This is a genomic window from Occallatibacter sp. FHG110214_02 (assembly GCF_059115385.1).
On record NZ_JBZYWK010000006.1, the window covers coordinates 78,520 to 104,004 of the forward strand.

Annotated in this window: 20 protein-coding genes and 1 riboswitch; of the genes, 13 read left to right on the plus strand and 7 right to left on the minus strand. The window is 56.9% G+C overall.

The features are described 5' to 3' along the window. Positions 1-150 precede the first annotated feature (150 nt). Positions 151-1,284, minus strand: coding sequence for a DEAD/DEAH box helicase (locus AC5S3R_RS07540; protein WP_494266407.1), 1,134 nt, complete (start codon positions 1,282-1,284; stop codon positions 151-153). A gap of 489 nt (positions 1,285-1,773) precedes the next feature. Here AC5S3R_RS07540 and AC5S3R_RS07545 point away from each other — a divergent pair, with 489 nt between their 5' ends. Next, complete coding sequence (locus AC5S3R_RS07545) at positions 1,774-3,186, plus strand: D-arabinono-1,4-lactone oxidase (RefSeq protein WP_494266408.1); 1,413 nt, start codon at positions 1,774-1,776, stop codon at positions 3,184-3,186. Between the two features lie 90 nt (positions 3,187-3,276). Here the strand turns inward: AC5S3R_RS07545 and metE are convergent, their stop codons facing one another. Next, complete coding sequence (gene metE, locus AC5S3R_RS07550; RefSeq protein WP_494266409.1) at positions 3,277-5,553, minus strand: 5-methyltetrahydropteroyltriglutamate--homocysteine S-methyltransferase; 2,277 nt, start codon at positions 5,551-5,553, stop codon at positions 3,277-3,279. Between the two features lie 145 nt (positions 5,554-5,698). Beyond that, a riboswitch (cobalamin riboswitch) is annotated at positions 5,699-5,900 on the minus strand. Between the two features lie 63 nt (positions 5,901-5,963). On the opposite strand from metE, the gene pabB reads away from it, so the two are divergent. Then, on the plus strand, positions 5,964-7,829 hold the full coding sequence (gene pabB / locus AC5S3R_RS07555) for an aminodeoxychorismate synthase component I (RefSeq protein WP_494266410.1): 1,866 nt from the start codon (positions 5,964-5,966) through the stop codon (positions 7,827-7,829). A gap of 28 nt (positions 7,830-7,857) precedes the next feature. Here pabB and AC5S3R_RS07560 read toward each other — a convergent pair whose 3' ends face one another. Beyond that, positions 7,858-8,490, minus strand: a complete 633-nt coding sequence (locus AC5S3R_RS07560; protein WP_494266411.1) for a TetR/AcrR family transcriptional regulator — start codon at positions 8,488-8,490, stop codon at positions 7,858-7,860. A gap of 93 nt (positions 8,491-8,583) precedes the next feature. Between AC5S3R_RS07560 and AC5S3R_RS07565 the strand changes: the two genes are divergently transcribed. From AC5S3R_RS07565 to AC5S3R_RS07590, 6 genes are all read left to right on the plus strand, one after another. Continuing rightward, on the plus strand, positions 8,584-10,224 hold the full coding sequence (locus tag AC5S3R_RS07565; RefSeq protein ID WP_494266412.1) for a DHA2 family efflux MFS transporter permease subunit: 1,641 nt from the start codon (positions 8,584-8,586) through the stop codon (positions 10,222-10,224). A gap of 92 nt (positions 10,225-10,316) precedes the next feature. After that, a complete protein-coding gene (locus AC5S3R_RS07570) occupies positions 10,317-11,000 on the plus strand; it encodes a TetR/AcrR family transcriptional regulator (RefSeq protein ID WP_494266527.1) in 684 nt (227 codons plus the stop codon). Between the two features lie 23 nt (positions 11,001-11,023). Next, complete coding sequence (locus AC5S3R_RS07575; RefSeq protein ID WP_494266413.1) at positions 11,024-11,989, plus strand: SRPBCC family protein; 966 nt, start codon at positions 11,024-11,026, stop codon at positions 11,987-11,989. Positions 11,990-11,994: 5 nt separating this feature from the next. Then, entirely contained in the window at positions 11,995-13,323 is a 1,329-nt protein-coding gene (locus AC5S3R_RS07580) for a methyltransferase family protein (RefSeq protein WP_494266414.1), read from the plus strand. Between the two features lie 107 nt (positions 13,324-13,430). After that, positions 13,431-14,516 (plus strand): Dyp-type peroxidase, encoded by a 1,086-nt coding sequence (locus AC5S3R_RS07585; RefSeq protein WP_494266415.1) that lies wholly within the window; start codon positions 13,431-13,433, stop codon positions 14,514-14,516. Then, a complete protein-coding gene (locus AC5S3R_RS07590) occupies positions 14,513-15,325 on the plus strand; it encodes a family 1 encapsulin nanocompartment shell protein (RefSeq protein ID WP_494266416.1) in 813 nt (270 codons plus the stop codon). Before AC5S3R_RS07585 ends, AC5S3R_RS07590 begins: the two co-directional genes overlap by 4 nt. A gap of 95 nt (positions 15,326-15,420) precedes the next feature. On the opposite strand, the gene AC5S3R_RS07595 is transcribed toward AC5S3R_RS07590, so the two are convergent. Beyond that, the gene (locus AC5S3R_RS07595) at positions 15,421-16,854 is read right to left on the minus strand and encodes a DNA polymerase Y family protein (RefSeq protein ID WP_494266528.1); all 1,434 of its coding nucleotides are present in this window, start codon (positions 16,852-16,854) and stop codon (positions 15,421-15,423) included. A 224-nt stretch (positions 16,855-17,078) separates the two neighbouring features. Between AC5S3R_RS07595 and AC5S3R_RS07600 the strand changes: the two genes are divergently transcribed. After that, positions 17,079-17,237 (plus strand): hypothetical protein, encoded by a 159-nt coding sequence (locus tag AC5S3R_RS07600; RefSeq protein ID WP_494266417.1) that lies wholly within the window; start codon positions 17,079-17,081, stop codon positions 17,235-17,237. 19 nt (positions 17,238-17,256) lie between these two features. Here the strand turns inward: AC5S3R_RS07600 and AC5S3R_RS07605 are convergent, their stop codons facing one another. Continuing rightward, complete coding sequence (locus AC5S3R_RS07605) at positions 17,257-19,521, minus strand: alpha/beta fold hydrolase (RefSeq protein ID WP_494266418.1); 2,265 nt, start codon at positions 19,519-19,521, stop codon at positions 17,257-17,259. 119 nt (positions 19,522-19,640) lie between these two features. Here AC5S3R_RS07605 and AC5S3R_RS07610 point away from each other — a divergent pair, with 119 nt between their 5' ends. From AC5S3R_RS07610 to hemL, 3 genes are read left to right on the plus strand one after another with little or no spacing between them, the layout of a single operon-like run. Then, the gene (locus AC5S3R_RS07610) at positions 19,641-20,975 is read left to right on the plus strand and encodes a DUF2252 domain-containing protein (protein WP_494266419.1); all 1,335 of its coding nucleotides are present in this window, start codon (positions 19,641-19,643) and stop codon (positions 20,973-20,975) included. Between the two features lie 25 nt (positions 20,976-21,000). Continuing rightward, a complete protein-coding gene (locus tag AC5S3R_RS07615; RefSeq protein WP_494266420.1) occupies positions 21,001-21,219 on the plus strand; it encodes a hypothetical protein in 219 nt (72 codons plus the stop codon). Between the two features lie 36 nt (positions 21,220-21,255). Beyond that, positions 21,256-22,566, plus strand: a complete 1,311-nt coding sequence (gene hemL, locus AC5S3R_RS07620) for a glutamate-1-semialdehyde 2,1-aminomutase (RefSeq protein ID WP_494266421.1) — start codon at positions 21,256-21,258, stop codon at positions 22,564-22,566. A 13-nt stretch (positions 22,567-22,579) separates the two neighbouring features. On the opposite strand, the gene AC5S3R_RS07625 is transcribed toward hemL, so the two are convergent. Next, positions 22,580-23,308: a polysaccharide deacetylase family protein gene (locus AC5S3R_RS07625; RefSeq protein ID WP_494266422.1), complete on the minus strand. Its 729-nt coding sequence runs from the start codon at positions 23,306-23,308 to the stop codon at positions 22,580-22,582. Positions 23,309-23,461: 153 nt separating this feature from the next. Here AC5S3R_RS07625 and panB point away from each other — a divergent pair, with 153 nt between their 5' ends. Continuing rightward, positions 23,462-24,343: a 3-methyl-2-oxobutanoate hydroxymethyltransferase gene (gene panB / locus AC5S3R_RS07630; protein WP_494266423.1), complete on the plus strand. Its 882-nt coding sequence runs from the start codon at positions 23,462-23,464 to the stop codon at positions 24,341-24,343. A 566-nt stretch (positions 24,344-24,909) separates the two neighbouring features. On the opposite strand, the gene ruvX is transcribed toward panB, so the two are convergent. Beyond that, positions 24,910-25,341: a Holliday junction resolvase RuvX gene (gene ruvX, locus AC5S3R_RS07635; RefSeq protein ID WP_494266424.1), complete on the minus strand. Its 432-nt coding sequence runs from the start codon at positions 25,339-25,341 to the stop codon at positions 24,910-24,912. Positions 25,342-25,485: the final 144 nt, after the last annotated feature.

The window sequence follows — 25,485 nt, forward strand, 5'->3', positions numbered from 1 at the left end:
TTTATGTATGAGATTGTCTGTTGGACTTGCAGCAATGAAATTCGTTCCTCAATCTTACCGGAATAAATATCGGCTGCTGGAACAAATACACGCCAAATAAAACGGCCTCCTTACAATGTAAGGAGGCCGTGAAGAACCACTCAATGGAAATTAAGCAACCTGCTGCATCGATGCGTTGTTTGCGCTTACGCGGTACTTCTTCGGAGTAACCGACAGAGCGCGCTCAATCTTCTTCAACGCTCGCACTTCGTCCGGAGCAGCAAAGGTGGAAGCTACGCCATGGCTTGAAGCGCGGCCCGTGCGGCCTACGCGATGCACGAAGTCTTCCACTTCGCGCGGAATGTCGTAGTTGACCACGTGCGCCACGTTGGCCACGTCAATGCCGCGAGCAACCACGTCCGTAGCCACCAGAACGCGATGACGGCCTTCGGCAAATCCGCGGAGAGCGGAGCTGCGTTGCGACTGCGAGCGGTCTCCGTGAATGGGGGCTGCCGTGAAACCGGCCTTGGACAAGCGGCGTGCGACGCGATCCGCGCCATGCTTGGTGCGCACGAAGACCATAAAGCTGCCGTCGTGCTGGTCGAGCAAGTGCTCCAAGAGCTCCTGCTTCTTGTCCGTCGGAACCTCGAAGCTCTGCAGCTTCACGTTCGGCGAAGGCTTCAGCTCGGAAGCAATCTCCACGCGCACCGGGTTGTTGAGATAAAGATTCGTCACCTCGCGAATCGCGGGGCTCAGCGTGGCCGAATAGCACAGCGTCTGCCGGTCTTCAGGCAGCACGGCTGCAATCCGCTTGATGGCCGGCTTGAAGCCCATGTCCAGCATGCGGTCCACTTCGTCCAGCACCATCATCTTCACGCCGTCGAGCTTTACCAGGTTGCGCTGGAGATAATCCTCGAGACGACCGGGGGTGGCAACAATCAGGCGGGCTCCCTTGCGGATTGCAGCCAGTTGCGGGCCTTCCGCAAGACCACCGCACACCAGCGCGGCTCCGCGTGGATTGCGCGTCAGCTTGTTCCAGTTCTCCATCAACTGCATTGCCAGCTCACGCGTGGGCAACATGACCAGAGCCTTGGTTTCCTTCGGGCTCTCCGCCAGGCGCTCAATCACGGGGATCAAAAAGCTGAGCGTCTTGCCGGTGCCGGTCTGTGCCGTTGCCAGCACGTCGCGGCCTTCCAGCGCGGGAGGAATCGCCATCGCCTGAATCGGCGTGGGGTTAATGAATTTCGCATCGGCAAGCTGCCGCTGCATAGTTTTTGAAAGCTCAAGTTCGGTAAAAAGTTTCAATGTGTTCCTATCGTGCATTCCAGCCCGCAAAACCATCCTCCAGAATTGTTTCTGGAATCATCCATGGCTTGCCTAGGCGAACGCAGTCGCATCGCTTCCGCAACAGCGCGGAAGACTTTCAAATTTGATATGCAGAAAAACCCGTATCCGGAAACCTACCCGAAAAATCCACACAAACCGATTCAGGATTTGCCACACGTAGCGTCTTCGACTGCACCACGCTGATGCGTGGCAGCCTGGTCCGGTCAATCACCTTAGAGGGTGAAACCTTGACTTCAATGGACCATTACGCTGAGGGGTCGGGGAATTTATGTAGAGGGCGATCTAGCGGATGAGGCAAGAACGGCTCACAACCAACAACTGAGCGTACCTTAAGGATACCACGAAAGCGTTTTTAACGGGGACACGCCTCCCTTAAGGCTTGCGCATCGCATCAGCAATCGAGCATATTGGACAACTGTGCACAAAGAAAGGGCTGGCAACTTCCCTATGAGTAAGATGCGCGATACGTTGAATTTGAATGACATAGAAGCAATGCGCGAAGACCGCGCTTCGCTTGACCGCAGGGAGTTTCTGCGCCTCGGCACGGCAGCTGCAGCCGTCTCGGCACTGGAGCAAAACCGCATGCACGGACAAACGACGAACGTTCCGCGAGAAAACTGGAGCGGCACTTTTCACTACCACACGGATCACGTCTTTCAGCCTGAGGACTCCGCCGCAGTGGTAAAGGACATCAGCACGACTGCCAAGCTGCGCGCTCTTGGTACACGGCATTCCTTTAATGACATCGCAGACTCCAACTCCGCCCAGATTTCCATGCTGGGCCTCAAGACAGTCGAGGTAGACGCCGCAACGCATTCCGTGCGGGCTGGCGCGGGGATTCGGCTTGGTGATCTGGCCATCGCTATCGACATGCAAGGCTGGGCGCTGCACAATCTTCCTTCACTGCCGCATATCTCGCTCGCAGGCTGCATCTCCACTGCGACGCACGGCTCTGGTGTTCATAACGGAAACATCTCGACGGCTATTCGCGAGGTTGAATTTGTCGCCGCTGATGGAAAGCCGCGCAAGCTCTCCCGCGCACACGATCCTGCGACCTTTCCCGGCGTGGTTGTTGCGCTAGGAGCGCTCGGCGTAATCACGCATCTCACCGTTGATGTGCAGCCCAGCTTTGAAGTAGCGCAGGTCATCTACGAAAATCTTTCCTTTGACACGCTCGAATCGCACCTGGCTGAAATTATGGGGGCCGCTTATAGCGTGTCTCTTTTCACTCATTGGCAAGGCAACAAGGCTGACCAGGTGTGGATGAAGCATCGCGTGGCGCATGGAGCTAAAGCACCTATGCCTGCTACTTTCCATGGTGCAACGCTTGCCGATAAAAAGCTGCATCCTGTGGGCAGGGATGCTGATGCGACTCCCTGCACGGAGCAGGGCGGTATATCTGGGCCGTGGTATGAGCGCCTGCCTCACTTCAAGCTCGCTTTCACGCCGTCTGTCGGGCATGAGATCCAGACGGAATATTTCGTTCCACTCGATGAGGGTTACCAAGCTATTCGTGCTGTGGAAACACTGCGCGACCGCATCACGCCGCATCTGCTTGTCACCGAGCTCCGCGCTATAGCAGCGGATGACCTGTGGTTAAGCATGGCCTATGAGCGCTCATCGCTGGCAATTCACTTTACCTGGAAGCCCGAAGCAGATGCCGTGCACGAGCTGACGCCACAGATAGAAGAGAAGCTTGCGCCCTTCAACCCAAGGCCGCACTGGGCGAAGGTTTTCTCCGTTTCAAAGGAACAACTGGAACATAGATATCCGCGTGCAAACGACTTCCGCAAGCTTGTGCATACTTACGATCCTGAAGGAAAGTTCACCAACGATTTCCTGCAACGCACTATTCTGTAGACAGCGGATGAACGCTCTCCGGCAGAGGATATTCCCTTGTTGAGCATGAATAGAATGAGACAGCCCGTCGCGCCGGGCTGCCTCATTTGCTTATGCGTACACTTCCATGCGGAGCCGCAACGCCGCTGCACACATATTGCTCAGTGCAGACTCCGTCTCCGCCCATCCACGCGTCTTCAATCCACAGTCTGGATTCACCCAAAGCTGTTCCGGCTTAAGCACCTGCCTGGCCAGTTGCAGTAGCGCATACATCTCCTCCGCATCTGGCACACGCGGAGAGTGAATGTCATACACGCCGGGCCCAATCTCGTTTGGATAGCCATGTGCGCGGAAGGCATCCAACAGTTCCATACGCGAGCGTGCCGACTCCATTGAAATTACATCGGCATCGAGCGCGGCAATTGACGGCAAAATGTCTTCAAACTCGCAGTAGCACATGTGCGTGTGAATCTGTGTCTGGTTGCGCACGCCTGTAGTTGCGAGGCGGAAGGCCTTCACAGCCCAGTTGAGATAGGTATCCCAGTCCGCACGCCGCAGCGGCAGCCCCTCGCGCAGTGCAGGCTCATCTACTTGAATGATGTTGATTCCCGCGGCCTCCAGGTCTTTCACTTCTTCACGCAAAGCCAGCGCGATCTGCCACGACGTGAGTTGGCGCGAAATATCATTGCGCGCAAACGACCACTGCAGAATGGTGATTGGCCCAGTCAGCATGCCCTTTAGCGGACGCGTGGTTAGTGAACGCGCATACTTGCTCCATTTCACTGTCATCGGCTCAGGCCGCGAAACATCGCCAAAGACAATCGGCGGCTTTACGCAACGTGAGCCGTAGCTCTGCACCCAGCCATTCTCTGTGAATGCGAAGCCTTCAAGAAACTCTGCGAAATACTCGACCATGTCGTTGCGCTCGAACTCGCCGTGCACGAGAACATCGAGCCCAATCTTCTCCTGCCGGCGAATGCAGCTTTCCGTCTCTTCGCGTAAAAACGCATCATATTTTTCGAGCGTTTCGTGTCCTCGCTTGTAAGCAGCACGATGCTTACGCACCTCTGCCGTCTGCGGAAAAGAGCCAATCGTTGTCGTCGGAAACAGCGGTAGACCAAGCGCCTCGCGCTGCACTACGGTGCGCTCGCTATACGCTGACTCCCGCGCAAAATCGCTCTCCTTCAGTGCATTAAGTTGCGCACGTACCGCCGGGTTGGTCGAGGACTCAGCAGACGCACGGTCTGCAATCGCGGCAGCATTCTGCTGCGCTGCTTCAACGTCTCCCTTGGCCAGAGCAACAACTTCATTCAGCTTTTCTTCGGCAAAACGCAGCCAGCTTTTGAGATGCGCGGACAACTTCGTCTCGCTCCGCAAATCATGCGGCACATGCAGCAGCGAGCATGACGGCGCCACTATAACCCGCCCTGCTCCAAGCACACCCACTGCGCGAGACAGCAACACAGACGCCTCCGCGAAGTTCGTTAGCCAGATGTTGCGCCCTTCCACGCATCCCACGCTCAGAACCTGGTGCGGTTTTAGAACCGCAAGCACCTGTTCAAGTTGCTGTGGCGCGCGCACAACATCAATATGCAGACCAGTTGTGTTTGCGTCCACTGCAAGAGAAAGATTTTCTGCCAGCCGACCAAAATACGTGGTCAGCATGATTTTGATTGGAACGGATCGTAGCTCGCCATATACCTTACGGAAGAAGTCCACTGCCTCAGTGGAAAGATCTGTTGCAAGAATTGGCTCATCAATCTGCACCCACCAGATCTTTTCCTGCGCAAGTTGCGCGAGAATTGTCTTGTATGCAGCAATCAGCTTGTCCGCGAGCGAGAATGCGCCAAAACCATCCACCGCTTTGCCTAGCAGAAGCAACGTGACCGGACCGATCAACACAGGCCGCGTCTCAATGCCCAGCAGGCGCGCCTCATGAATCTCGTTCAACAGCTTGGTGGTATCCACTGCAAATGAAATGCCGTCGCTCCACTCCGGCACAAGATAGTGGTAGTTTGTATCGAACCACTTCGTCATCTCCATCGCCGTCTGCTCGTGGCTGCTGCGGGCCATGGCAAAGTAGCGCTCCAGCGTAACCTTGCCTGTACCGAAACGCTCCGGCGTTGCGCCAAGCAGAACAAGCATATCGAGCACCTGGTCATATAGTGAGAAATCATTTGAAGGAATGAAGTCGATTCCCGCGTCCTTTTGCAGCTTCCAGTGCCTGGCACGAAGGTTCTTCGCAATCTCCAGCAGTTCTGCCTCCGTATGTTTGCCTGACCAATAACCTTCCAGCGCAAACTTCAGCTCGCGCTGGCCTCCCATGCGAGGAAATCCTAAATTTGCGGTTTTAAGTTTGGGGATATTCGATGCCGTATCTGCAAGCATTTTGGTTCTCTCCTTGATGCGTGAAAGAACCACCCATGCGCAGGCATGCTCCGCGTCGCGTGAAAGCGCAGAAACAGCTATGGCCACCGGCTCCAATCCACGAGAGCGGTATCCTCAGCGCACCCACGGTCAGCGCACTGCGCTTCCATGGTGGTGGTGGCAGGCCGGTATTCGGACTTTGGGCTGCCTACTCTGTTGCCGCTTCCCATCTCTCAGGAGACAGTGCGTTGGCTTGCGCCGTGCAACATTTCGTTCCCATCACCGCTGCGGGACAGCGCCGGATTCTCACCAGCTTCCCGTTTAACAAACCGCCCGTGGGCGATTTGACCTGCACACGTGTAGTCTACTGCACGGGCTTGGAGAGAAGGCAAGGGCAAACATCTTCATACCCCCATGTGTTGCAATGAGAAGTGGCACTCATTCCCGTGAAAGAACCGATGCAATATCCACTCGAAGACTGGCCGACGTATGCAGCAGAGCATTACGGCTGCGTGCTGTTACAAACAGCACGCACCGATATTGAAAACCAGAGCAGCTTTCTTTTCACCGATGCGCTGCAAATTCTCTCTGCCAACAATCTCGATGAAATCCCTGCTCTCTTCGCATCCATCGAGAAGGCGCTGCAGGATGGCTATTATGTAGCAGGCTTTTTGAGCTACGAAGCTGGATATCATTTTGAGCCCGCCGCTCTCGGACAGGTCGCGGCGCTTGCATATGCGAGTGATTTTCCTCTGGCATGGTTTGGTGTCTATCACGCCCCGCTTATTCGCAAAGAGAGTGCATCTTTACCCGCTGCTTCCGAACCTTGTGACGAAGACGCCGAAGAACCTTCTGCAATCTCCTTAGGCATCTCCCCGTCTGAATACCGCGACCATGTTCAGCAGGTTCGTCAGTTCATCGAAGTCGGAGATTTCTACCAAGCCAACTTCACCATGAAGATGCGCATGCGTTACAGCAAAGGCGCTGCGGAGTTGTTTGCAAAGATTATGGAGAACCAGCCGGTTGCTTATGGAGCGCTTATTCACACTGGCCAAGCACATATACTCTCAGCCTCACCGGAGCTTTTCTTTCGTAAGCAGCAAGACCAAATCACCGTACGCCCGATGAAGGGCACGGCTCCCCGAGGTCGCGATCTTGAGGAAGATGCGCGTATGTCCGCATGGCTCGCGGCAGATGAGAAGAATCGCGCGGAAAATGTGATGATTGTCGATCTCATGCGCAATGACCTAGGGCGCATCTGCAAAACCGGCAGCGTTGAAGTCACGGATTTATTCACCATTGAGCGTTATCAGCAACTGCTGCAGATGACCTCAACTATTCGCGGTGAGCTCAAGCCGCAAACGAGTTATTACGAAATTTTCCGCAGTCTTTTTCCATGCGGCTCCATCACTGGCGCGCCCAAAGTACGTACCATGCAGGTTATTCGTGAGCTTGAAAACGGGCCACGCGAGATTGCCTGCGGAGCCATTGGTTTCTTTTCACCCAATGGGGACGCGGTCTTCAGTGTCGCTATACGCACGGTGACGCTTCAAAAGGGAGAGGCCAGGCTGCGCGTAGGCTCAGGCATTACGCATGACTCCGACCCGCAGGCTGAGTACGAAGAATGCCTATTGAAGTCGAAGTTCCTCACGCACACATCACCGCGGTTTGAGTTGATTGAAACCATAGCATGGACAGATGACTTCACACTGCTCAATCTCCACCTTCAACGTCTACAAAATTCCGCTACCTATTTTGATTTCGCCTGTGACTCACAAAATATCCGCCAGCAGCTATATCAGTTGGCGAAAACATTTCCGCAAGGAACCCATCATCGCGTTCGTCTGCTGTTGTCGCGCTCTGGCACTGTCTCTATCACCAGCACTCCTCTGACTCCATCCAGAGAGTCGGCCCTTCTACTGCTCTCTCCCATACAGGTCGATTCATCAGATGTTTTTCTACGACACAAAACAACGCGGCGTGTCTTATTTGATGAAGCTCTTGCGCAAGCACAGGTTGCGGGTTGTGATGATGCGCTCTTCTTCAGCACACAAGGCCATGTGACCGAATGCGCCATTCATAACGTGATGATTGAGAAGAATGGAAAGTTGATAACGCCGCCGCTTGAATGTGGTTTGCTGCCCGGCGTCTATCGGCAGCATCTGCTGGCAACACATCCTGAAATCGAAGTGGCAACAATCACGCGAGAAGAGTTTCTTTCCGCTGAGCGCATTTTCGTTTTCAATTCTGTACGGGGATTGCGGCTGGCAAAAATTCACAACCGCTCCACCGCATAACCACTGCGCGTGAAAATAAAGGACTAGGTCAGGCTTTCTGCATCCCGCGCGTCGCTCCCAGCGCCCGCAGCATAAACGCCGTCAACTGCTCAATCTCTTCTTCGGGGGAATCTTCTGTCCGCGCAATCCTGCGCTCGTGAATCCCTCGAATCATATCCATCAGCGCCCACGCCGCCACTTCAAAATTCTGCTGCGGAATTTCTTTCCGCTCCGCGGCTTCCATAAATAACGAAACGAGATAATCCACCGCGGGCTTGCGCCATTTCAGGCTCCGTTTACGGTCGAGCATCTCGCGATTCACGCTTGAAATCACACGGTAAAACGACTGCTTCTCTCGCCAATAACTCAATCGAACCGCAACAAATGCCCGCAAACGTCCTACAAAATCCTTCGCCAGGGCAATCTGCTCTTCCGTCAGCGCGGAAATCTCCGCCAGCGCCTGCCCTACCGTTGCCTCGTAAATCTCGTCCTTGGAGTTAAAGTAGGCATAGACCGTCGCCTTCGCAAGCCCTGCCTCCGCGGCGATGTCATCCATCCGCGTGCCCTCAAAGCCCTTGTCGCCAAAGACCTTCGCTGCCGCCTCGAGAATCTCCCCTCGGCGAAACTCCGTAACAATCTGCCTTTTTCGCTCTTCCGCCGTTTTGGTTGCCGTCTTTGCCATCGACTTCCTGAATCCTTGCCCCAGTGTACGGCGTCCAATTCATTGACTCATACGTTCAATTCACTGAACTGATGAGTACAGTTAAGCTTCCCCATGATTAAAGAACAGGAAATCGCCGAGCACGAAGCGCCCGCAGCTATGCCTGTGCACGCACTGCCTATGCCTTATCCCGAGCCTGCCCGGAAGGTCTTCAGCCCATGGATTGTGGCGATTGTCGTCACAATCGGCACCTTCATGGAGGTGCTCGACACTTCCATTGCCAACGTTGCCCTGCCCCACATTGCCGGATCGCTTTCGGCCTCGCAGGACGAAGGTTCCTGGGTGCTCACCAGCTACCTTGTTGCCAACGCCATCATTCTCCCCATCAGCGGGTGGATCTCCAGCGTTGTTGGCCGCAAGAACTTCTTCCTTACCTCGGTCCTTTTCTTCACCATCTTCTCTGCCTTCTGCGGGATCGCACCTTCACTCGGCACGCTGATTCTCTTCCGCGTTCTACAGGGACTCTCAGGCGGCGGTCTGCAGCCGTCCGTGCAAGCTATTCTTGCCGATGCTTTTCCGCCGCACAAGCGTGGCATGGCCATGGCGCTCTACACCATTGCCATTCTTGTTGCACCTGTGCTTGGCCCCACGCTCGGTGGCTGGATTACCGACAACTATTCCTGGCGCTGGATCTTCTACATCAACATTCCGGTCGGCATTGCCTGTTTCTTCCTTGCTCGCATGGTGCTGGAAGATCCGACCTACATGAAGCAACAGTTTGCGGCTAATCGCCGGAACCTGCACATTGACTACGTTGGCCTTTCGCTCGTATCGCTTGGCCTTGCGACACTTGAAATTGTGCTCGATAAGGGCCAAGAACTCGACTGGCTCGGCTCGAATTTCATCGTCAGCTTCGTCATCATCGCCGCAGTCTCGCTGCTTGGGCTTATTGTGTGGGAGTGGAACCACGCCAGACCCATCATCAATCTGCATCTGCTCAAAGAACGTAATTTCCGTACCTGCTGCATCCTTGTTCTGTGCCTGTACTCGGTGCTTTATGCAACCACATATCTGCTGCCGCTCTACATGCAGCAGATGATGAATTACGACGCCACCACTGCGGGTTTTGCGCTTTCGCCCGCCGGCGTCTTTACCATGATGGCTGTGCCGATTGTCGGCTACCTGCTCGGCAAGGGGCTTGATCCGCGCGGATTCATCTTCACCGGGCTCACGCTGATCGCCATTTCGCTCTGGTGGATGGGCTCTATGAATCTGCAGTCTGCAGAGATCGATATGATCCTCCCGCGCATCCTGCAGGTTCTTGGCGTTGGGCTCACCACGGTTCCCATCAGTACCATCATGTTTCGCTTTCTGCCCAAAGAACAAAGCTCGCAGGCTGCCGGTATCTACGCTCTTGTGCGCAATGAAGGCGGGAGCATTGGCATTGCTGTCAGCAGTACACTTCTGCAGCGCAAGGCCCAACTTTATCAGCAGGTTCTCGGGCAGCATACCGATGGGACATCTCCTTGGGTTCAGCAGTTTGTTGCCGGAGCAGCATCGCGTCCCGGCAACTCGCACGACACGCATTACCGCGCCCTTGCTCAGCTCTACTCGCAGATGCAGCAGCAGGCCACGCTGCTTTCTTACATGGATCAGTTCCGTGCTTTAGGAGTCGTCATCCTTATTCTCCTGCCGCTGATTCTTATGCTCAAGCGCCCGCCTACGCTGAAGAAGATTGAAATCGACGCTCACTAGCGCATTTCTTTCAGAACGGTACAATTTAATTATTTTTGACCATAGTCAATTTTCTTCTTGACACCCCAGCGCGGTGGAAACAGAATTTGACCATGGTCAAAATTGATCCGTCCACCACTAAAGGCGAACTCACTCGCGAAACAATCTTCCGAGTTGCGCTTGAGCTATTTCGTGAGAATGGCTTTGATGCAACTACAATGCAGCAGATCGCCGCGCATGCCGGAGTTGCCAAGGGAGCGGCCTACTACTATTTCGACAGCAAAGAGGCCATCATCCAGGCTTATTACGAAGCTGTTCAGTTTGCGCAGGAACAGCTCTGCGCGGAGACATTTGCAGAAACCGCGAATGTAAAGAAGCGCCTCCTGGCCGCAATGCATTCCAAGTTTGACCTGGCGCAGAACGACCGCAAGCTGCTCGGCATCATCTTTCGCTACACCGGAGAGCCCACACATCCGCTTTCGTGCCTCGGGCCGCAAACCAGTGAAATGCGCCGACGCGCCATGGCGATTTTCGCGCAGGCTCTTGAAAGGGAAAAGCTCCCGAAAGACCTGGAACAAACTCTGCCTCTGGCACTGTGGGCGCTGCAAATGGGCTTGCTGGTGATGTTTCTCTATGACGACTCTGCCGGGCAAAAACGCACACGCTTGCTGGCGGATGGCTCCATTGACTTCACGCTGAAAATGCTCACGCTCGTTAAGCTGCCTGTGCTTCGCCCCGTCCGTACCAAGCTGCTGTCGCTTTTGCGTGATGCGCAGCTAATCCCAACGTTGAACTAAGCCTATCCCTTCAAGGAGGCGTAATGTCAGCACAAGAGATGAACTCACAGCAGAACCCTGAAGACCGCGTGCCGGCCTTCAACCAGCTTGAGCCGGAGCCATTCAACGCCCAAAGCGGAACGCGCTGGATTGCAGGCGCGTTTCTCGTTACAGCATTTTTTGTTGGAACGTTGGCATACCGCCTCATCATGCACGCCGGTCTTGGCCACACTTCACTCATGTTCATCGGGATTCCCGGCATACTGGCGCTGCTCCTTGTCCTTGCGCCACGTCCGGAATCCGCGAAAGGAAGCATCCTGCGCGGCATTACGCTTGCGCTTCTTATCATCGCTCCGCTTGTGGGGGAAGGCTATCTCTGCATTCTCTTTGCGTCACCGTTGTTTCTCGGTGTTGGACTGCTCATTGGAGCCATCATCGATCTCGCACATGAAAAGGGAGCCTCAACCTTGAGTTGCGTTGTGTTGCTTCTGCCGCTCTCGCTGGAAGGAGTGGTGCCGCAGCTTACACCCAGCCGCGCGCAGTCTGTCGAAGTCACGCAGGTTGTCAACGCATCTGCTGATGAAGTTCAGATTACGCTTGCACAGAATCCGGCGATTCATACGCCGCTGCCGCGCTTTCTGCGCATCGGTTTCCCTCGTCCACTTGAGGCACATGGCTCGGGCCTGGGCATCAATACGGTGCATGTCATTCACTTTACGGGTGCAGAGGGTGACCCTCCCGGCGATCTCGTTATGCGCGTCACCGTCTCGGAACCCGGCCATGTGCGCTTTGATACCGTTAGCGACTCCAGCAAGCTTACGCAGTGGATCTGCTGGAAAAGCTCTGACGTGAGGTGGCGTTCCGTGGATGCACAGCATACCGCTGTCACCTGGCGCATCACTTTTGACCGCCAACTCGATCCATTCTGGTATTTCGCTCCGTGGGAACATGTGGCCGTGCGCGAAGCAGCCAAATATCTCATTGCCGCGAATGCTACGCCGCAGAGGTAGTACCCATGCAAGATACTCTTTGGATTCGCGTTGGCGTACTTTACTTTCCGCTTGTTGTGGCAGTCATTGCGGTTGCCACACGCCCACGCCGCAAACGCATCTTTGCAGCGTGCCTGCTCGGCATTCTGTGGACGCTGCCTACGCTTCTGATTCTGCAACGCATCAACCTGGTCACGCACTGGTGGAGTTTTTCTCCCGATACGCCTGCGCTGCTTGGCATGCTTCTTGAGTTCTACATTGGCTGGGCGATTTTGTGGGGCTGCGTGCCTGTCCTTACCTTTCCTACTCTTGCTCTTCCAGAAGTGCTTGTACTTTTCGGAGCGCTGGATCTGTGGGTCATGCCGTTTTGCAATCCGCTTCTTGTTCTGCAAAGAAATTGGCTGATGGGAGAAGCCACGGCACTGCTTCTTGTTCTCACTCCTGCCTACTGTCTTGCGCGCTGGACTCTTCTCGGCACGCATCTGCCGCTTCGTGTTGCATTGCAGGCTATGCTCTCCGGCCTTATCTTCCTCTTTCTGCTGCCTGAGTTGGCCTTCGCGCTTCGTCCTGCGCCTGGCATTGTCTCTGTGTGGCATCCGCTTCTGTCTATGCCGTATGCACTTCTGGTTGCGGCCCTGCAATGCGTGGCCATTGCGGCACTTCCGGGTATCAGCGCGGCGCAGGAGTTTGCACAGCGCGGCAACGGCACGCCTATCCCCTATGATCCGCCGCTGCGCCTTGTAACCAGCGGAATCTATCGTTACTGTGCAAGCCCCATGCAGCTTTCCTGCACGGTTGTCATGTTTCTATGGGCGCTTTTGCTTCGCAATTCATGGCTTGTTCTGGCTACATGTATCTCTGCCGTCTACTCCGCTGGCATTGCCCATTGGGATGAAAACCGTGACCTTGCCAAGCGCTTTGGGACAGCCTGGCAGCGCTATCGCACAGACGTTCCAGCGTGGCGCTTGCGCTGGCTTCCTTATCATTCCGGCGAGCCAGCCCGGCTTTACGCCTCCCGCACTTGCGGACAATGCAGCGTGATGCGGCGATGGATTGAAGCTCAGCATCCTGTTGGTCTCACGCTCCTTGATGCCGAGTCTCTTCCGCATGGTTCCATCCGGCGCATGCGCTACGATCCAGCCGACGGCGCTCCCGCGGAAGAAGGTCTGCTCGCCTTTGCCCGTGCGCTTGAGCACATCAACCTCTACTGGGCATGGTGCGGCATGATTCTGCGCCTTCCGGCTTTTCACCAGGTACTTCAATTTGTGCTGGACATTTCAGGCTTTGGTCCGCGAAGCATCCCAGGAGCTTGTACTGTTCCTCTCGAAACTCATTACAAACCTGGCGCGGTATAAAAGTATGCGTCGCTTTATATGGCATCTGCATTGCCGCTAGAGGAACGGCAACCCGCAGTTCGCATAAAAATGCGATACTCAGGTGGCAGGCAGAAGCATAGATCGAGATGGAAGCTATGGACACCCCCGGCGAGCTCATCGAAACTGTTGTTCCACAAGCTATCGTTAGCCCGCTTACCCGGGCCGCAATCTTCCTTGTACTGACCGTCCGTCAGGATGAGGATGCTTACACGCAACTGCGCTCTTTCTGCGCTGGTCTCTCCGGCCTTATTCGCGCCGTGGACGCTCGCGACCTTGAAGCAGGGCTTACTTGTGTTGCCGGATTCGGCTCCGATATCTGGGACAAGCTCTTTGGAGTGCCACGGCCCGCGGAGCTGCATCCATTCAAGGAAATTCACGCCGCTAATCGTCACGCTGTCTCCACACCCGGCGATATTTTCTTTCACATTCGCGCTCAGCGCGTGGACTACTGCTTTGAATTGGCCACGCACATTATGGAGAGCATTGGCGGCGTAGTTACCGTGGTCGATGAAGTGCAGGGCTTCCGCTACTTTGATGACCGCAGCATGGTGGGCTTTGTAGACGGCACGGAGAATCCTCGCGACAATGCGGCACGTGAGGCTGTGCTCACCGGTAACGAAGACACGGTGTTTGCCGGTGGCAGCTACGTCATTGTGCAGAAGTATATCCATGACATGCAGGGATGGAATTCCCTGCCCGTTGAGATGCAGGAACGAATCATCGGTCGCCGCAAGCTCTCGGACATTGAACTGAGCGACGCGGAGAAGCCATCCAACGCGCACAACGCGCTCACCAACATTGAAGAGAACGGGAAGCAGTTGCAGATACTGCGCTTCAACATGCCCTTTGGACGACCCGGACATGGTGAGTTTGGAACTTACTTTATTGGCTACTGCCGCACACCGCGCATCACTGAGCTCATGCTTACCAACATGTTCCTCGGCAATCCGCCGGGCAACTACGATCGGCTGCTCGACTTCAGCAGCCCTGTCACCGGCGGCCTGTTCTTTGTGCCATCGGTAACATTTCTCGATAGCGTTACTCCCGATGCGCCCAGCGCTACAGAGTCCACGAATCAGCCGCCAGCCGCACAGCCAGCAGCGGCATCCACGCCCATTGCACTGCAAGATACATCACTCAAGATAGGATCACTGAAGGGAGAGTCAAGATGAACAACCTCCACCGGGAGCTGGCGCCCATCTCCGATGCAGCATGGGCACAGATTGAGGAAGAGACAACAAGAACGCTGAAGCGCTACCTTGCCGGACGGCGGGTTGTGGATGTTCCCGCACCGGGAGGAATCTCTTTACCCGGAGTTGGCACCGGCCACCTCAAATCCATCTCCGCGCCTGCCGCTGGCATCCTCGCACGGCAGCGTGAAGTCAAGCCGCTCGTCGAGCTGCGCGTGCCGTTCGAGCTTTCCCGTCAGACGATTGACGATGTGGAGCGCGGCTCTGATGACTCCGACTGGCAACCCGCAAAGGATGCCGCGAAGAAACTGGCTTTTGCCGAAGACCGCGCCATCTTTAACGGCTACTCCGACGCCAATATCCAAGGCATTCGCGAAAGCACCAGCAACCCCATTGATACGCTGCCTGCTGATGTTCGCGACTATCCTGATGCCATTGCTCACGCTCTCAGCCAGTTGCTGCTCGTCGGCGTCAATGGGCCTTACTCCCTCCTTCTCGGAGCCGACGAATACACCTCGCTCGCCGAAACCAGTGAGCACGGCTACCCTGTGCTGGAGCACGTCAAGCGCATCGTGGATAGCAACATTATCTGGGCGCCTGCAATCGAGGGTGCGTTCATTGTGACGACACGCGGCGGCGACTTCGAGCTGAACCTCGGGCAGGATGTTTCCATCGGCTACCTCAGCCACACGGATACTGCCGTACAGTTATACCTTCAAGAGACCTTCGTCTTCCGGGTTCTCACTACGGAAGCCGCAGTGGCTTTGTCTCCCTCCAAGAAATCCAAGTAACGCGCTTCGCACAAGTGCAAAGGAATAAGCCACGTCTCACCTGCGGGACGTGGCTTATTCCTTCAACAAACTCACTGACGCTTTGTAGTGCGTCCCTACTCTCCACGCCCCACGGTTCCTGTCTCCAAGGCAAAATCCGGTACGCTATGGAACGCAATTCGCGTCGGCGCGGCCTTATACGCCGTCAACATCGCTGCGGGAGCCAGTGTGCTCATCCCATACTTGTGATTCAGCTCATCCATTGCGGCCAGCAGCTTTGTGCGGTTCTCATGCTCGTCGCCTGCGTCAAACAAGTTCAGGCTGTGAAGCTTATCCGGCACGAGACCTCCAAGCGTCACACCTACAAAGAACGGATGCGCATACTGCGCGCCCTTCGGCTGATTCGACCAGAGCTTGCGCAGCGCCGTAATCAGCATCTGGTTGTCCTGGCACTCTGTCAGGCGAATCTCGTCATGCCATCCGTGGCGCGGCACGCCATAACTGCTCACCGGCGTGGATTGCCCACGCTTCTCCCTCGGCACGGCAAAGCCAATGGCCAACCCAATGCTGGCAGCCCACAGATGCTTATCACGAAGCCGCAGCGCAGCCTTGTGCAGTAGCTTCAATGCAACGGCCCATGCCTTCTCCTGCGTCCGCATCTCCGGCGCGAGTACATGCTGGTGGCTCAGCGACTTCTCATGCTCGTGATCCGCCATGTCGAAGTCCTGTCCACGCAGCCAGTGCCACAGCCGCTCCCCCCACACTGAGCCCCAAAGCTGCCCCATCTGCTCGCAATCGAGCGCCAGCAGCTGCTCCATTGAGCGAACACCTTTCAGGTTCAGCCGCTTTTCTGTTCGTGCTCCAACTCCGGGCAATGCACGCAGATCAAGCGTTGGCAATGCTGCCGGCAACACGTCCGCCGGCAACGCCACCAGGCCATCCGGCTTCTCCATATCACTGGCAATCTTTGCGAGGAAGCGATTCGGCGCCAGCCCCACCGAGCTGCGCATCATCTCGCCAACCTGTTCGCGAATTGCCCGCTTTACCTTGCGTCCCAGTTCCAGCGCATTCAGCAGCTTTCGCTCGCGTCCCATCAGCCGGCAGGCCATCTCATCAATCGACTGCACCGCTGTTATCGGCAGGCAATTCTCTACGGCCTTAATCACCGCGTGGTGCATCTTGACGTAAAGGTCGTGCCGCGCCTCTACCAGCACAATGTCCGGACACATCGTCTTCGCATCCGCAACAATCGTGCCCGTCTTCACGCCGTATGCCTTTGCTTCGTAGCTGGCAGCAATGCAGCAGGTTGTATCTGCCATCATCGGCACCACGCCTACGGGCCGGTTCCGGAGTTCCTTGCGTACCTGCTGTTCGCACGAAGCAAAATAGGAGTTCAAATCCACGAACAGCCAGTTCAGACTCGGCTCATCTTCTCGCACGGCTGCTGGTTCATCTGCCGTTTTCTCCCCAACGGGGCTCTCCCATGTAGCCATCAGCTCATCGGCTACGGCCGCCTCGGCGGCATCCATCGGAATGGCATTTTCGTCCATCACAGCGGGCAAATCCTCTTCCCAAGAATATTTTCGCTTTTTCTTTGCTATCCCACAACAGGAATTCCGCAGAAATTTTGTTGCCGCCACAACAAAATTTCTTGTACCGAGTCGAAGTTTATAGATGCTACACTGAGGCTCCTGACAGAACCCCGACGCCGCCAGCGAGCCCGATAGAGACTGATTTGGCCGGGAAAACTAGCCTCTGCCTGGGTGGAACCGCAATGAATGCTGACAACGTCTGGCATTGGATCGTGACGAGTGGAAGCCTCGTAGCGCTCGTCGTTACCATTGGCGTGGCCCTGCTGGTGGCCTGCTGCCTCAGCTGCGCCCGCTGCCCCATGCAGGAAAAAGACGACCTCTTTAAGCGCCGCGAAGTCTAGAGTTTCCGCATATCTCGCTTTACTCCGGCCTCGTCGCCGGCTGCAAATACTGCTCAAAATGCGCCACGATGCGGTTGAATAACTCTGGCCGCGCAGTTCCGCCCTGGATCTCATGCGTCTTGCGCGGAAAAATTTGCAGATCGTACGGAATCCCCGCTTCAATCAGCTTTTCGACGAACTGCACGGTGTTGCCTATGTGCACGTTGTCATCGCCCGTTCCATGCATCAGCAGCAGACGCCCGTGCAGGTTCTTCGCTGTCTCCACTACGGATGTGCGTTTGTACAAATTCTGCTCGTCGAATGGCAGCCCTAAGTACCGCTCCGTGTATACCGAGTCGTAGTTGCGCCAGTCCGTCACTGGAGCCACGCTCACGCCCGCCGCAAAGCGGTCCGAGTGCGTCATGGCGTACAACGTGAACGTCCCACCCCAGCTCCACCCCCAGAAGCCCACTCGCTTACTGTCCAGCTCGGGGAATTTCCCTAGCGCGGCATCCAGCATCGTCAACTGGTCTTCCAGCTGAACCTTGCCAAAATCGCGATATGCCGCCTGCGCAAAGTCCCTGCCCCGCCCCGGCGTTCCGCGATTATCTGTTCGTAGCACGGCAAATCCATGCTGCGCCAGCAGCGCATCGAAGAGAAGTTTATCGGCCCAGAAACTGTCGCCCCAGCGGTTCAACACCGTTTGCCCCGTCGGCCCTCCATAGGGATTGAGGATTAGCGGCACACTTTTGTTTCCGTGCTCGCCTTCCGGCAGCATCAACGTGGCGTAGAGAACCGTTCCATCCGGGGCCTTGGTCTCCATCTGTACCGGCGGATGCAGCTTATAGGCGTCCAGTGATTTTGATGCCCAGAACTCCTTGCAGCCAGACGCGGAATCTCCCGCGCCTGCGCCCGCATGGCACAGGCTCATCCGTGGCGGCGTGGCTCGCGTTGAGAAGGTGTCCACAAACGCACTGCCATCCGGCGCAATTCTTCCGTCATGCGTGCCTGAGCCCGCCGTCAGCGTCCTGCGCTCCCCGGCAAAACTTACCCGCGCAACCTGGCGATCGAGCAAATCAAACTCATTCGACGTGTAAAAGACCATCTGCTTCGCGGCGTCTACCGCCAACACTCTGTCCACGTCCCACGGCCCCTTGGTCAGCTGCCGCGGCGGAGTCGCCGGGCCGCTCAGCGGATTTGCCTGCTCATAGTTCGCAAGGTACACATGGTTGTGCCCATCCACCCAACTGGTCAGCACAATTGCTCCGCCGCCCACCCACACGTCGTAGTCCGCATCCAGAAACTTGTCGTCCGTCACCACAAGCATCTGCAGCGGATCACCTCCGTGCTTGCCGTCGTTGTTCCACGGATCTGCAAAGTAGATGGTTCTCTTCTTGTGGTCCCTGCTCAGCGTCTCAATCCAGACCGTGTGCCGGTCTACCCAACCAAAGCGCGGTACATAGTCCTGCCCCGCTTGAATTGGCAGCTTCACCCAGGCCACCTTGCCGCCGCCGGAGCCCACCACTCCTACGCGAACTTCAGGATTCGTGTCTCCTGCCAGCGGATACCGCTGCATCTCCGCCTTGGCATGCGTGGGAATCCAATCCGTCAGCGGATACTCCGGCACGTTCGCTTCGTTCATCTGTAAAAACGCAATGTTCTTTGAGTCCGGCGACCAGAAGTAATTCGACTGCACATCCAGCTCTTCCCCGTACAGCCAGTCCACTTCACCATTCAGTGTGTTTGGATTCGGCGCAGCAGCAATGCTCGCCACAGGCGGCCCCAGCGCTGTAAATGCCTCCTTGAGCCGCATGACGCTCAGCCCATGGTCTCGCACAAAAGCCACCATCTCGCCGTTGGGAGAAAACGTCGGATTATCTCCCGCCGCCGCGCCGGTAAAGCCCATCTCTGTGCCTGTGCCCGTCTTCAAATCAAAGAACCACAGGCGCCCATCGGCATCGAAGAGCAGGTGCGTCGAATCCGGCGCCCACCAGTAGCTGGCCATGCCTCCGCCGCCCAGCAGAGGCTGCAGCTTCTCACGGCTCACCAGCGTCTGCGGCTTGCCGCTCGCTATATCCAACCCGATAAGTTCACCATTTGCGACATAGCTCAGGTACTTGCCGTCCGGCGACCAGGCAAAACCGTCCGGCGGTGTGCCCGTCAGCAGCTCCGCGCCATAAATTGCCTCCACGGTCAGCGGAATCGAAGCGGAAGATGCCGCCTGCTGTTGCGCGTGGCACAGCGCCGGCATGCCGGACATCCACGCAATTAAAAGCGGAGCGGAAATACGAAGAACGCGACCCAAAGGAATCCTCCAGCGATTTGAGGAGCGTCGGCACAAGATTGCACGGCCACGTTGCTGTATCAGCGCAAGTCTATCAGGCGCATTTGCGCCCCTGCGCCGGGCGTTGTATGTTCCCTCTCATGGACTGGACTACTCCGGAAGGCCGCCGCAAGCTCGGCCAATCGCACCGCAAGCACATTGGCCGCCAGCAGCACAGCGATCTGAGTCTCAAAGCCCGCCGCGTTTCCGCGCTTACTCTTCTCGAACGCGCCGCGCAGGGCCGCGTACCGCAGCTCATCCGGCTCAAGTACCAGCTTATGGCGGCATCGCCCTTTGCATACTTTCGCGGGGCCGTGCCTGTGATGGCCTACGACCTTGCCGCGGTTCCCTCCACCGGCATCCGCACGCAAATCTGCGGTGACGCCCACGTCCGCAACCTTGGAGCCTACGCCGCGCCCGATGGCCGGCTCGTCTTCGACATCAACGACTTCGATGAGACCATCCGAGCGCCCTTTGAGTGGGACCTCAAGCGCATGGCTGCCTCTCTTGTCCTCGCTGGCCGCGAGGCCGGTAACAAGGAGTCCTCTACCCGCGATGCCGTTGTTCAATGCGTCACTCGTTACTCGGCCTGCATGCGCAACTTCGCCGAGATGCCTCTCCTCGATGTAGCCCGCTACCAGGTACATGTGGAAGGCGAAGCCGTCCACGATGCCCTGCTGAAAGCCGAACGCGCCACTCCACAGCACACGCTTGAAGTCCTCACTGAGCCCGCTGGCCGCGCAGCGCAGCGCGAAGCTCGCCGCCGATTCAAGACCATCAAGCCTACGCTCACCCGCATCTCTGCACAAGAAGCGCAATCGGTCCTCGACGCCCTCAAGCCCTATCAGCAGATGCTGGAGCCGCAGCGCGTTCATCTTCTCTCGCTCTACCGGCCGGTCGATGTTGCGTTCAAAGTGGTAGGGACCGGCTCCGTTGGACTCCGCGATTTCTGCATCTACCTCGAAGGCAATGGGCCCAATGATCCGCTGTTTCTCCAAGTGAAGGAAGAGACCGCCAGCGGCTATGCGCCCTACCTGCCTAAACCTCGCAAACCCCAGCACAACGGCCAGCGCGTAGCCGACGGGCAGCGCGCGATGCAGCTCCAGTCTGACCCCTTTCTCGGCTGGACACGCATCGGCAGCCGCGAATACCTCGTCCGCCAACTGAACGACCACAAGGGTGGCATCGACCTAGAGGATCTGGCAGGCAAAGGACTGGCCGCCTATGCCGCCGTTTGTGGAGAACTGCTTGCAAGAGGTCACGCCCGCGCCGGCGACCCCATTGTTCTGGCCGGATATCTAGGCTCCGGAGAAGGTTTTGCCGAAGCTCTCGCGGAATTTGGCTCCCACTACGCTGACCAGACCGAAAAAGACTGGCAGGAACTCAGGCAAACTTTCAAGCATCGTGGCAAAATACTTTCAGGTAAGAGCAAGTAGTCTGCAGCCTGCCGGAGAACCCGCTATGTGCCTGGTGAATCAAAATGACTCGACCAAATCCCGCCGTATGACGGCCCTTGGTTGTGCGCTGCTTGTCATTGCTCTATCGGAGCGCGCCTTGCTCTCCGAAGCCTCCAGCCCTACCGCGCACCACTGGGTCAACGGCGCAAGCATCCTGCTGCTCTGCCTATCCGTCGCGTTCAATCTCTACGCACTCCGCCTGCGCAAGCGCGGCAATCACTGATTCGGCTGCTGGCTCCGCTTCTATACTGAACTCAACATGAGCCAGCCGACAGCCGCACCTTCGCACACCCGTTCGCATCAGCTTCAAGAGCGCGCCGAGCGCCTTTTTCCCGGCGGCGTGAACTCGCCTGTACGCGCCTTTCGCGCTGTTGGCGGTCATCCTCCGTTTATTGAATCGGCACTGGGTGCATACCTGACCGACGCCGATGGTAACCGCTACATCGACTACTTTGGCTCGTGGGGCCCGATGATTCTGGGGCATGCCTTTCCGCCGGTTGTCGAAGCGATTGAACGCGCCGCACGCAACTCTGCCAGCTTTGGGGCATCAACAGCGGCCGAAGCTGACCTCGCTGAGTTGGTTGTAGCCTGCTATCCGAAGATTGAAAAGCTGCGCTTTGTTTCGAGCGGCACGGAAGCCACGATGTCGGCGATTCGACTGGCCCGCGCTGCGACTAACCGCAGCATCATCGTGAAATTTGAAGGCAACTACCACGGGCACTCTGACGGACTCCTGGTTAAAGCAGGGTCCGGCGTTGCGACTTTCGGCATCCCCGGCTCTGCAGGTGTACCGGAAGCCATTGCCTCACTTACGCTCGCTCTGCCTTACAACAATCTGCAAGCCGTCGAAGAGGCATTTGCCTCGCATAAGAACGAAATTGCAGCCATCATTCTTGAGCCGGTCGTTGGCAATGCAGGGTGCATTCCGCCTGCTCCGGGTTATCTTGAAGGGCTGCGCGCAATTACAAGCCACGAGGGTGCGCTTCTCATCGTGGATGAAGTGATGACTGGATTCCGGCTGTCTCTTGGCGGTGCGGTGGAGCTTTACAAACTCGATCCTGATCTCATTACGCTGGGCAAAATCATTGGCGGCGGTCTTCCTGTTGGGGCATTCGGTGGCAAGCGGCAATTCATGGATCAGCTTGCGCCTCTTGGACCTGTCTACCAGGCTGGAACTCTTAGCGGAAATCCGCTGGCTATGGCTGCTGGTATTGCAACGGTCAGTTATCTACGAGAGCATGCTGCGGAGATCTACCCACGGCTTGAAGCCACATCGAAGGCACTCTTTGAAGGCGTGGCTGCTGAAGCCCAAAAGGCTGGCGTTGCGCTCACGACCAATCGCGTCGGCTCCATGGGGACTTGGTTCTTTACCGGAAGCGAAGTCACTAACTATGACGAAGCTGCTACCAGTGATACCGCTGCTTTCGGGAGCTTTCATCGCGCAATGCTGGACCAGGGAATCTGGCTTCCGCCTTCGCAGTTCGAGGCTGCCTTTCTAAGTGCTGCTCACGGCGAAGCGGAAATTCAGCGGACTATTGAAGCCGCGGGGAACGCTTTCCGCAGTCTTTAGGATGCGGAAAGCGTTACGCCCACTCGGCTACTGTCACGAATTTCTTCTGGTTTGCGAACCGCTCCAGCAACGCTCCTACTGTGCGTACGCTGGGGCCGCGATTTGCGGTGCGCTCCAGGTGGCCGCCATCGTGGAGCACTACGTTTGCGGCGCGTTTGTGCGCGTCAAGCTTTTCAATCTTCGCCAGCAGGGCCTTTGTAATCTTTTCGGAGTCCGGTTCGCTCCAGTCGCTGGTCATTGCGTTCCAGAGCACTGGGGTCATGCCTAAACTTCGCGCCGTGCCCAGCACGTCTGGCCTGCGTGCGCCGAATGGCGGGCGGAAATGCCGCACTGGCTTGCCGGTAATCTGCTCCAGCGTGTCTTTTGTGTTGCTGAGCTCTTCGCGGACCTTTGCCGGAGCGGTCATTGCCAGGTTGGGATGCGACCACGTGTGGTTTCCCACGACATGCCCGGCGTTTGCAAGGTAGCGCGTCAATGCCGGTTCCGCGCTTGCGTAGTTGCCGACCAGGAAGAACGTTGCCTTTACGCTGTATTTGTCGAGCAGGTCCAGCAGGCGCGGCGTCCATTCAGGATTTGGGCCATCATCGAAGGTCAGCGCGATCTCGTTCGGCTTTTTGGGGGCGATCAGCGTTCGCCCGAAAATCTGCGAGCCGGGCCACATTGCAGCATAGGCACAGCTGCCTGCTACCAGCCCTACTGCCGCCGCACCCATCGCAACTTCCGTTAACCCGTTCCCTGCCACAAACATGCTCGTACCAGTTTCTGCCTCTGTGCCTGCCCTTCGCAAGCAGTCCCGCAACATGGGCCGCCTGATTTGCACCTATTCAAGCATGGGGGCGTATACTCGCCTCGTACGGGCAGCATCCTGAGTTTACGGAGCGGCACTGGAGACAACATGAGCCTCACGAACTTTCCTACTGGTGGGCTTTCGCCCGCCAATACACCCATCACCAAAATCACAGTTCCCGCGCTGGCTGAGATGAAACGCCAGCTCAAGCCTATTTCTGCGCTTACGGCCTATGACTATGCCACTGCGCGGCTTGTGGATGAGGCCGGGATTGACATGATCCTCGTTGGCGATTCACTGGCGATGGTTGTGATGGGGCACGACAACACGCTTGCGATTACCGTGGACGAGATGCTGCACCACACGCGTGCTGTGCGCAGGGCTGTGCGGCGGGCTTTGGTGGTGGCGGATATGCCTTTTGGCAGCTATCACGGTCCTGTTGCTGAGGGAGTGGCTAACGCTGTTCGCTTTGTGAAGGAAGCCGGAGCGGAGGCGGTGAAGATTGAAGGGGCTCGCGTGGAGCTGGTCCGGGCGCTGATAGAGGCTGAGATTCCCGTGGTTGCGCATCTGGGGCTTACGCCGCAGTCTGTACACCGGATGGGGGGCTATCGCGTGCAGGCTCGCACGCTTGAGGCTGCCGAGCAGCTTAAAGCGGACGCGATTGCGCTGGCGGAAGCCGGTGCGGGGGCGATTGTTCTGGAAGGTGTGCCGCGGGAAGCTGCGGCTGCTATTACGGCGGCGCTGCCTATTCCTACGATTGGCATTGGTGCGGGGCCAGAGTGCGATGGGCAGATTCTTGTCTTCCACGACCTTGTGAATCTGAGCTTTTCGCCGCAGGCTAAGTTTGTCCGGCGCTATGCGGATGCTGCTGCGCTCTTTCGCTCGGCTATGGAGCAGTACCGGGAAGATGTGGAGCATCGCGCTTTTCCGTCGGATGCGGAGAGTTACCACCTGCCCAAGGCGGTTCGGGCTGCGGGTGAGCCTGCTTAGCTTGATTGCCGGGGTGGAGGCCCCGGCCTACCCTTTGAGTCGATTTGCCTCAATATGGCGGTAGTTCTTGTAAGGTGTTGAAATATAAATCCATACGGTTGGTTTCACCTGTTTACCTATTCGTTAATAGATTGGTGAAAAGTGGTTACTTTGCAGAAAAAATGGCCCGAAAAAACTTTTTTAAAGCTGAATGATGAACGGCCCGATTCCATTGGAATCGGGCCGTTTTTCTGCTTGATTTTTAGTGTGGCACAAAAGGGGTTAATTGAGCGCAAGAGTTATCCACAGATTTGAGATTTATTTTGCATGGCATGCAGCGGCTGCGCGCTTGGCGCGCCACGGGGCTTTTGTGGCCCTCCCGGTGGTCGGGGTCGAGATGGGGGTGGGGGCAGCGAAAGGCAACCGCAGATCCTTCACTCCGCCTACCCCACTTCGTGGGGCCCCAATGCGCTTCGACCAGGATGACAACGCCGGATTTTGTGGTGAACGGGGATGGAGAGAGCTTGGGTATGGGTATCCACGGTCTCCAAATGCCAGGGACCGGGAGCGCCCGCAGAGGCAAGGAACTAGGAAGGGGTACGGGATTTCTCTTCGAGGAAGGACTGGAGAATCAGCGTGGCGGCTACCTGATCGACCAGAGGGGCGTGGTCCTGGCGGGCGTGGCCGGCTTCGTAGAGGATGCGGTGGGCTTCTTCCGTGGTCAGGCGCTCGTCCCATAGGTGGATGGGGAGGCCGGTCAGCTCGCCTAGCTCTGCCGCGAAGGCCTGGGTTTTGGCGGCGCGGGGACTTTGCTCGCCGGAGAGGTGGAGCGGATTACCTACAACGATGCCAACTACGCTGAATTTACGGGCAAGGCGGGCGATGGAGCGAAGGTCTTCGCGGGGATTGCGGCGGACTTCAAGGGTCATGACGGGCTGCGCGGTCAGGCCCAACTCGTCAGACACGGCGATGCCGATGCGTTTGGTGCCGATGTCGAGGGCTAGGTAGCGAGGAGGCATGACAGGGTACAGGGTACAGGGTGTGGGGTACAGGGGGCAGAAGCCGCCGCTTTTTCCGCACCTGATTTGCTACGTCTGACGGGAGCATCGAGACCGATAGACCGATACAATAGATATAAGCAAAAGAGAATCTTAGGGCTATCC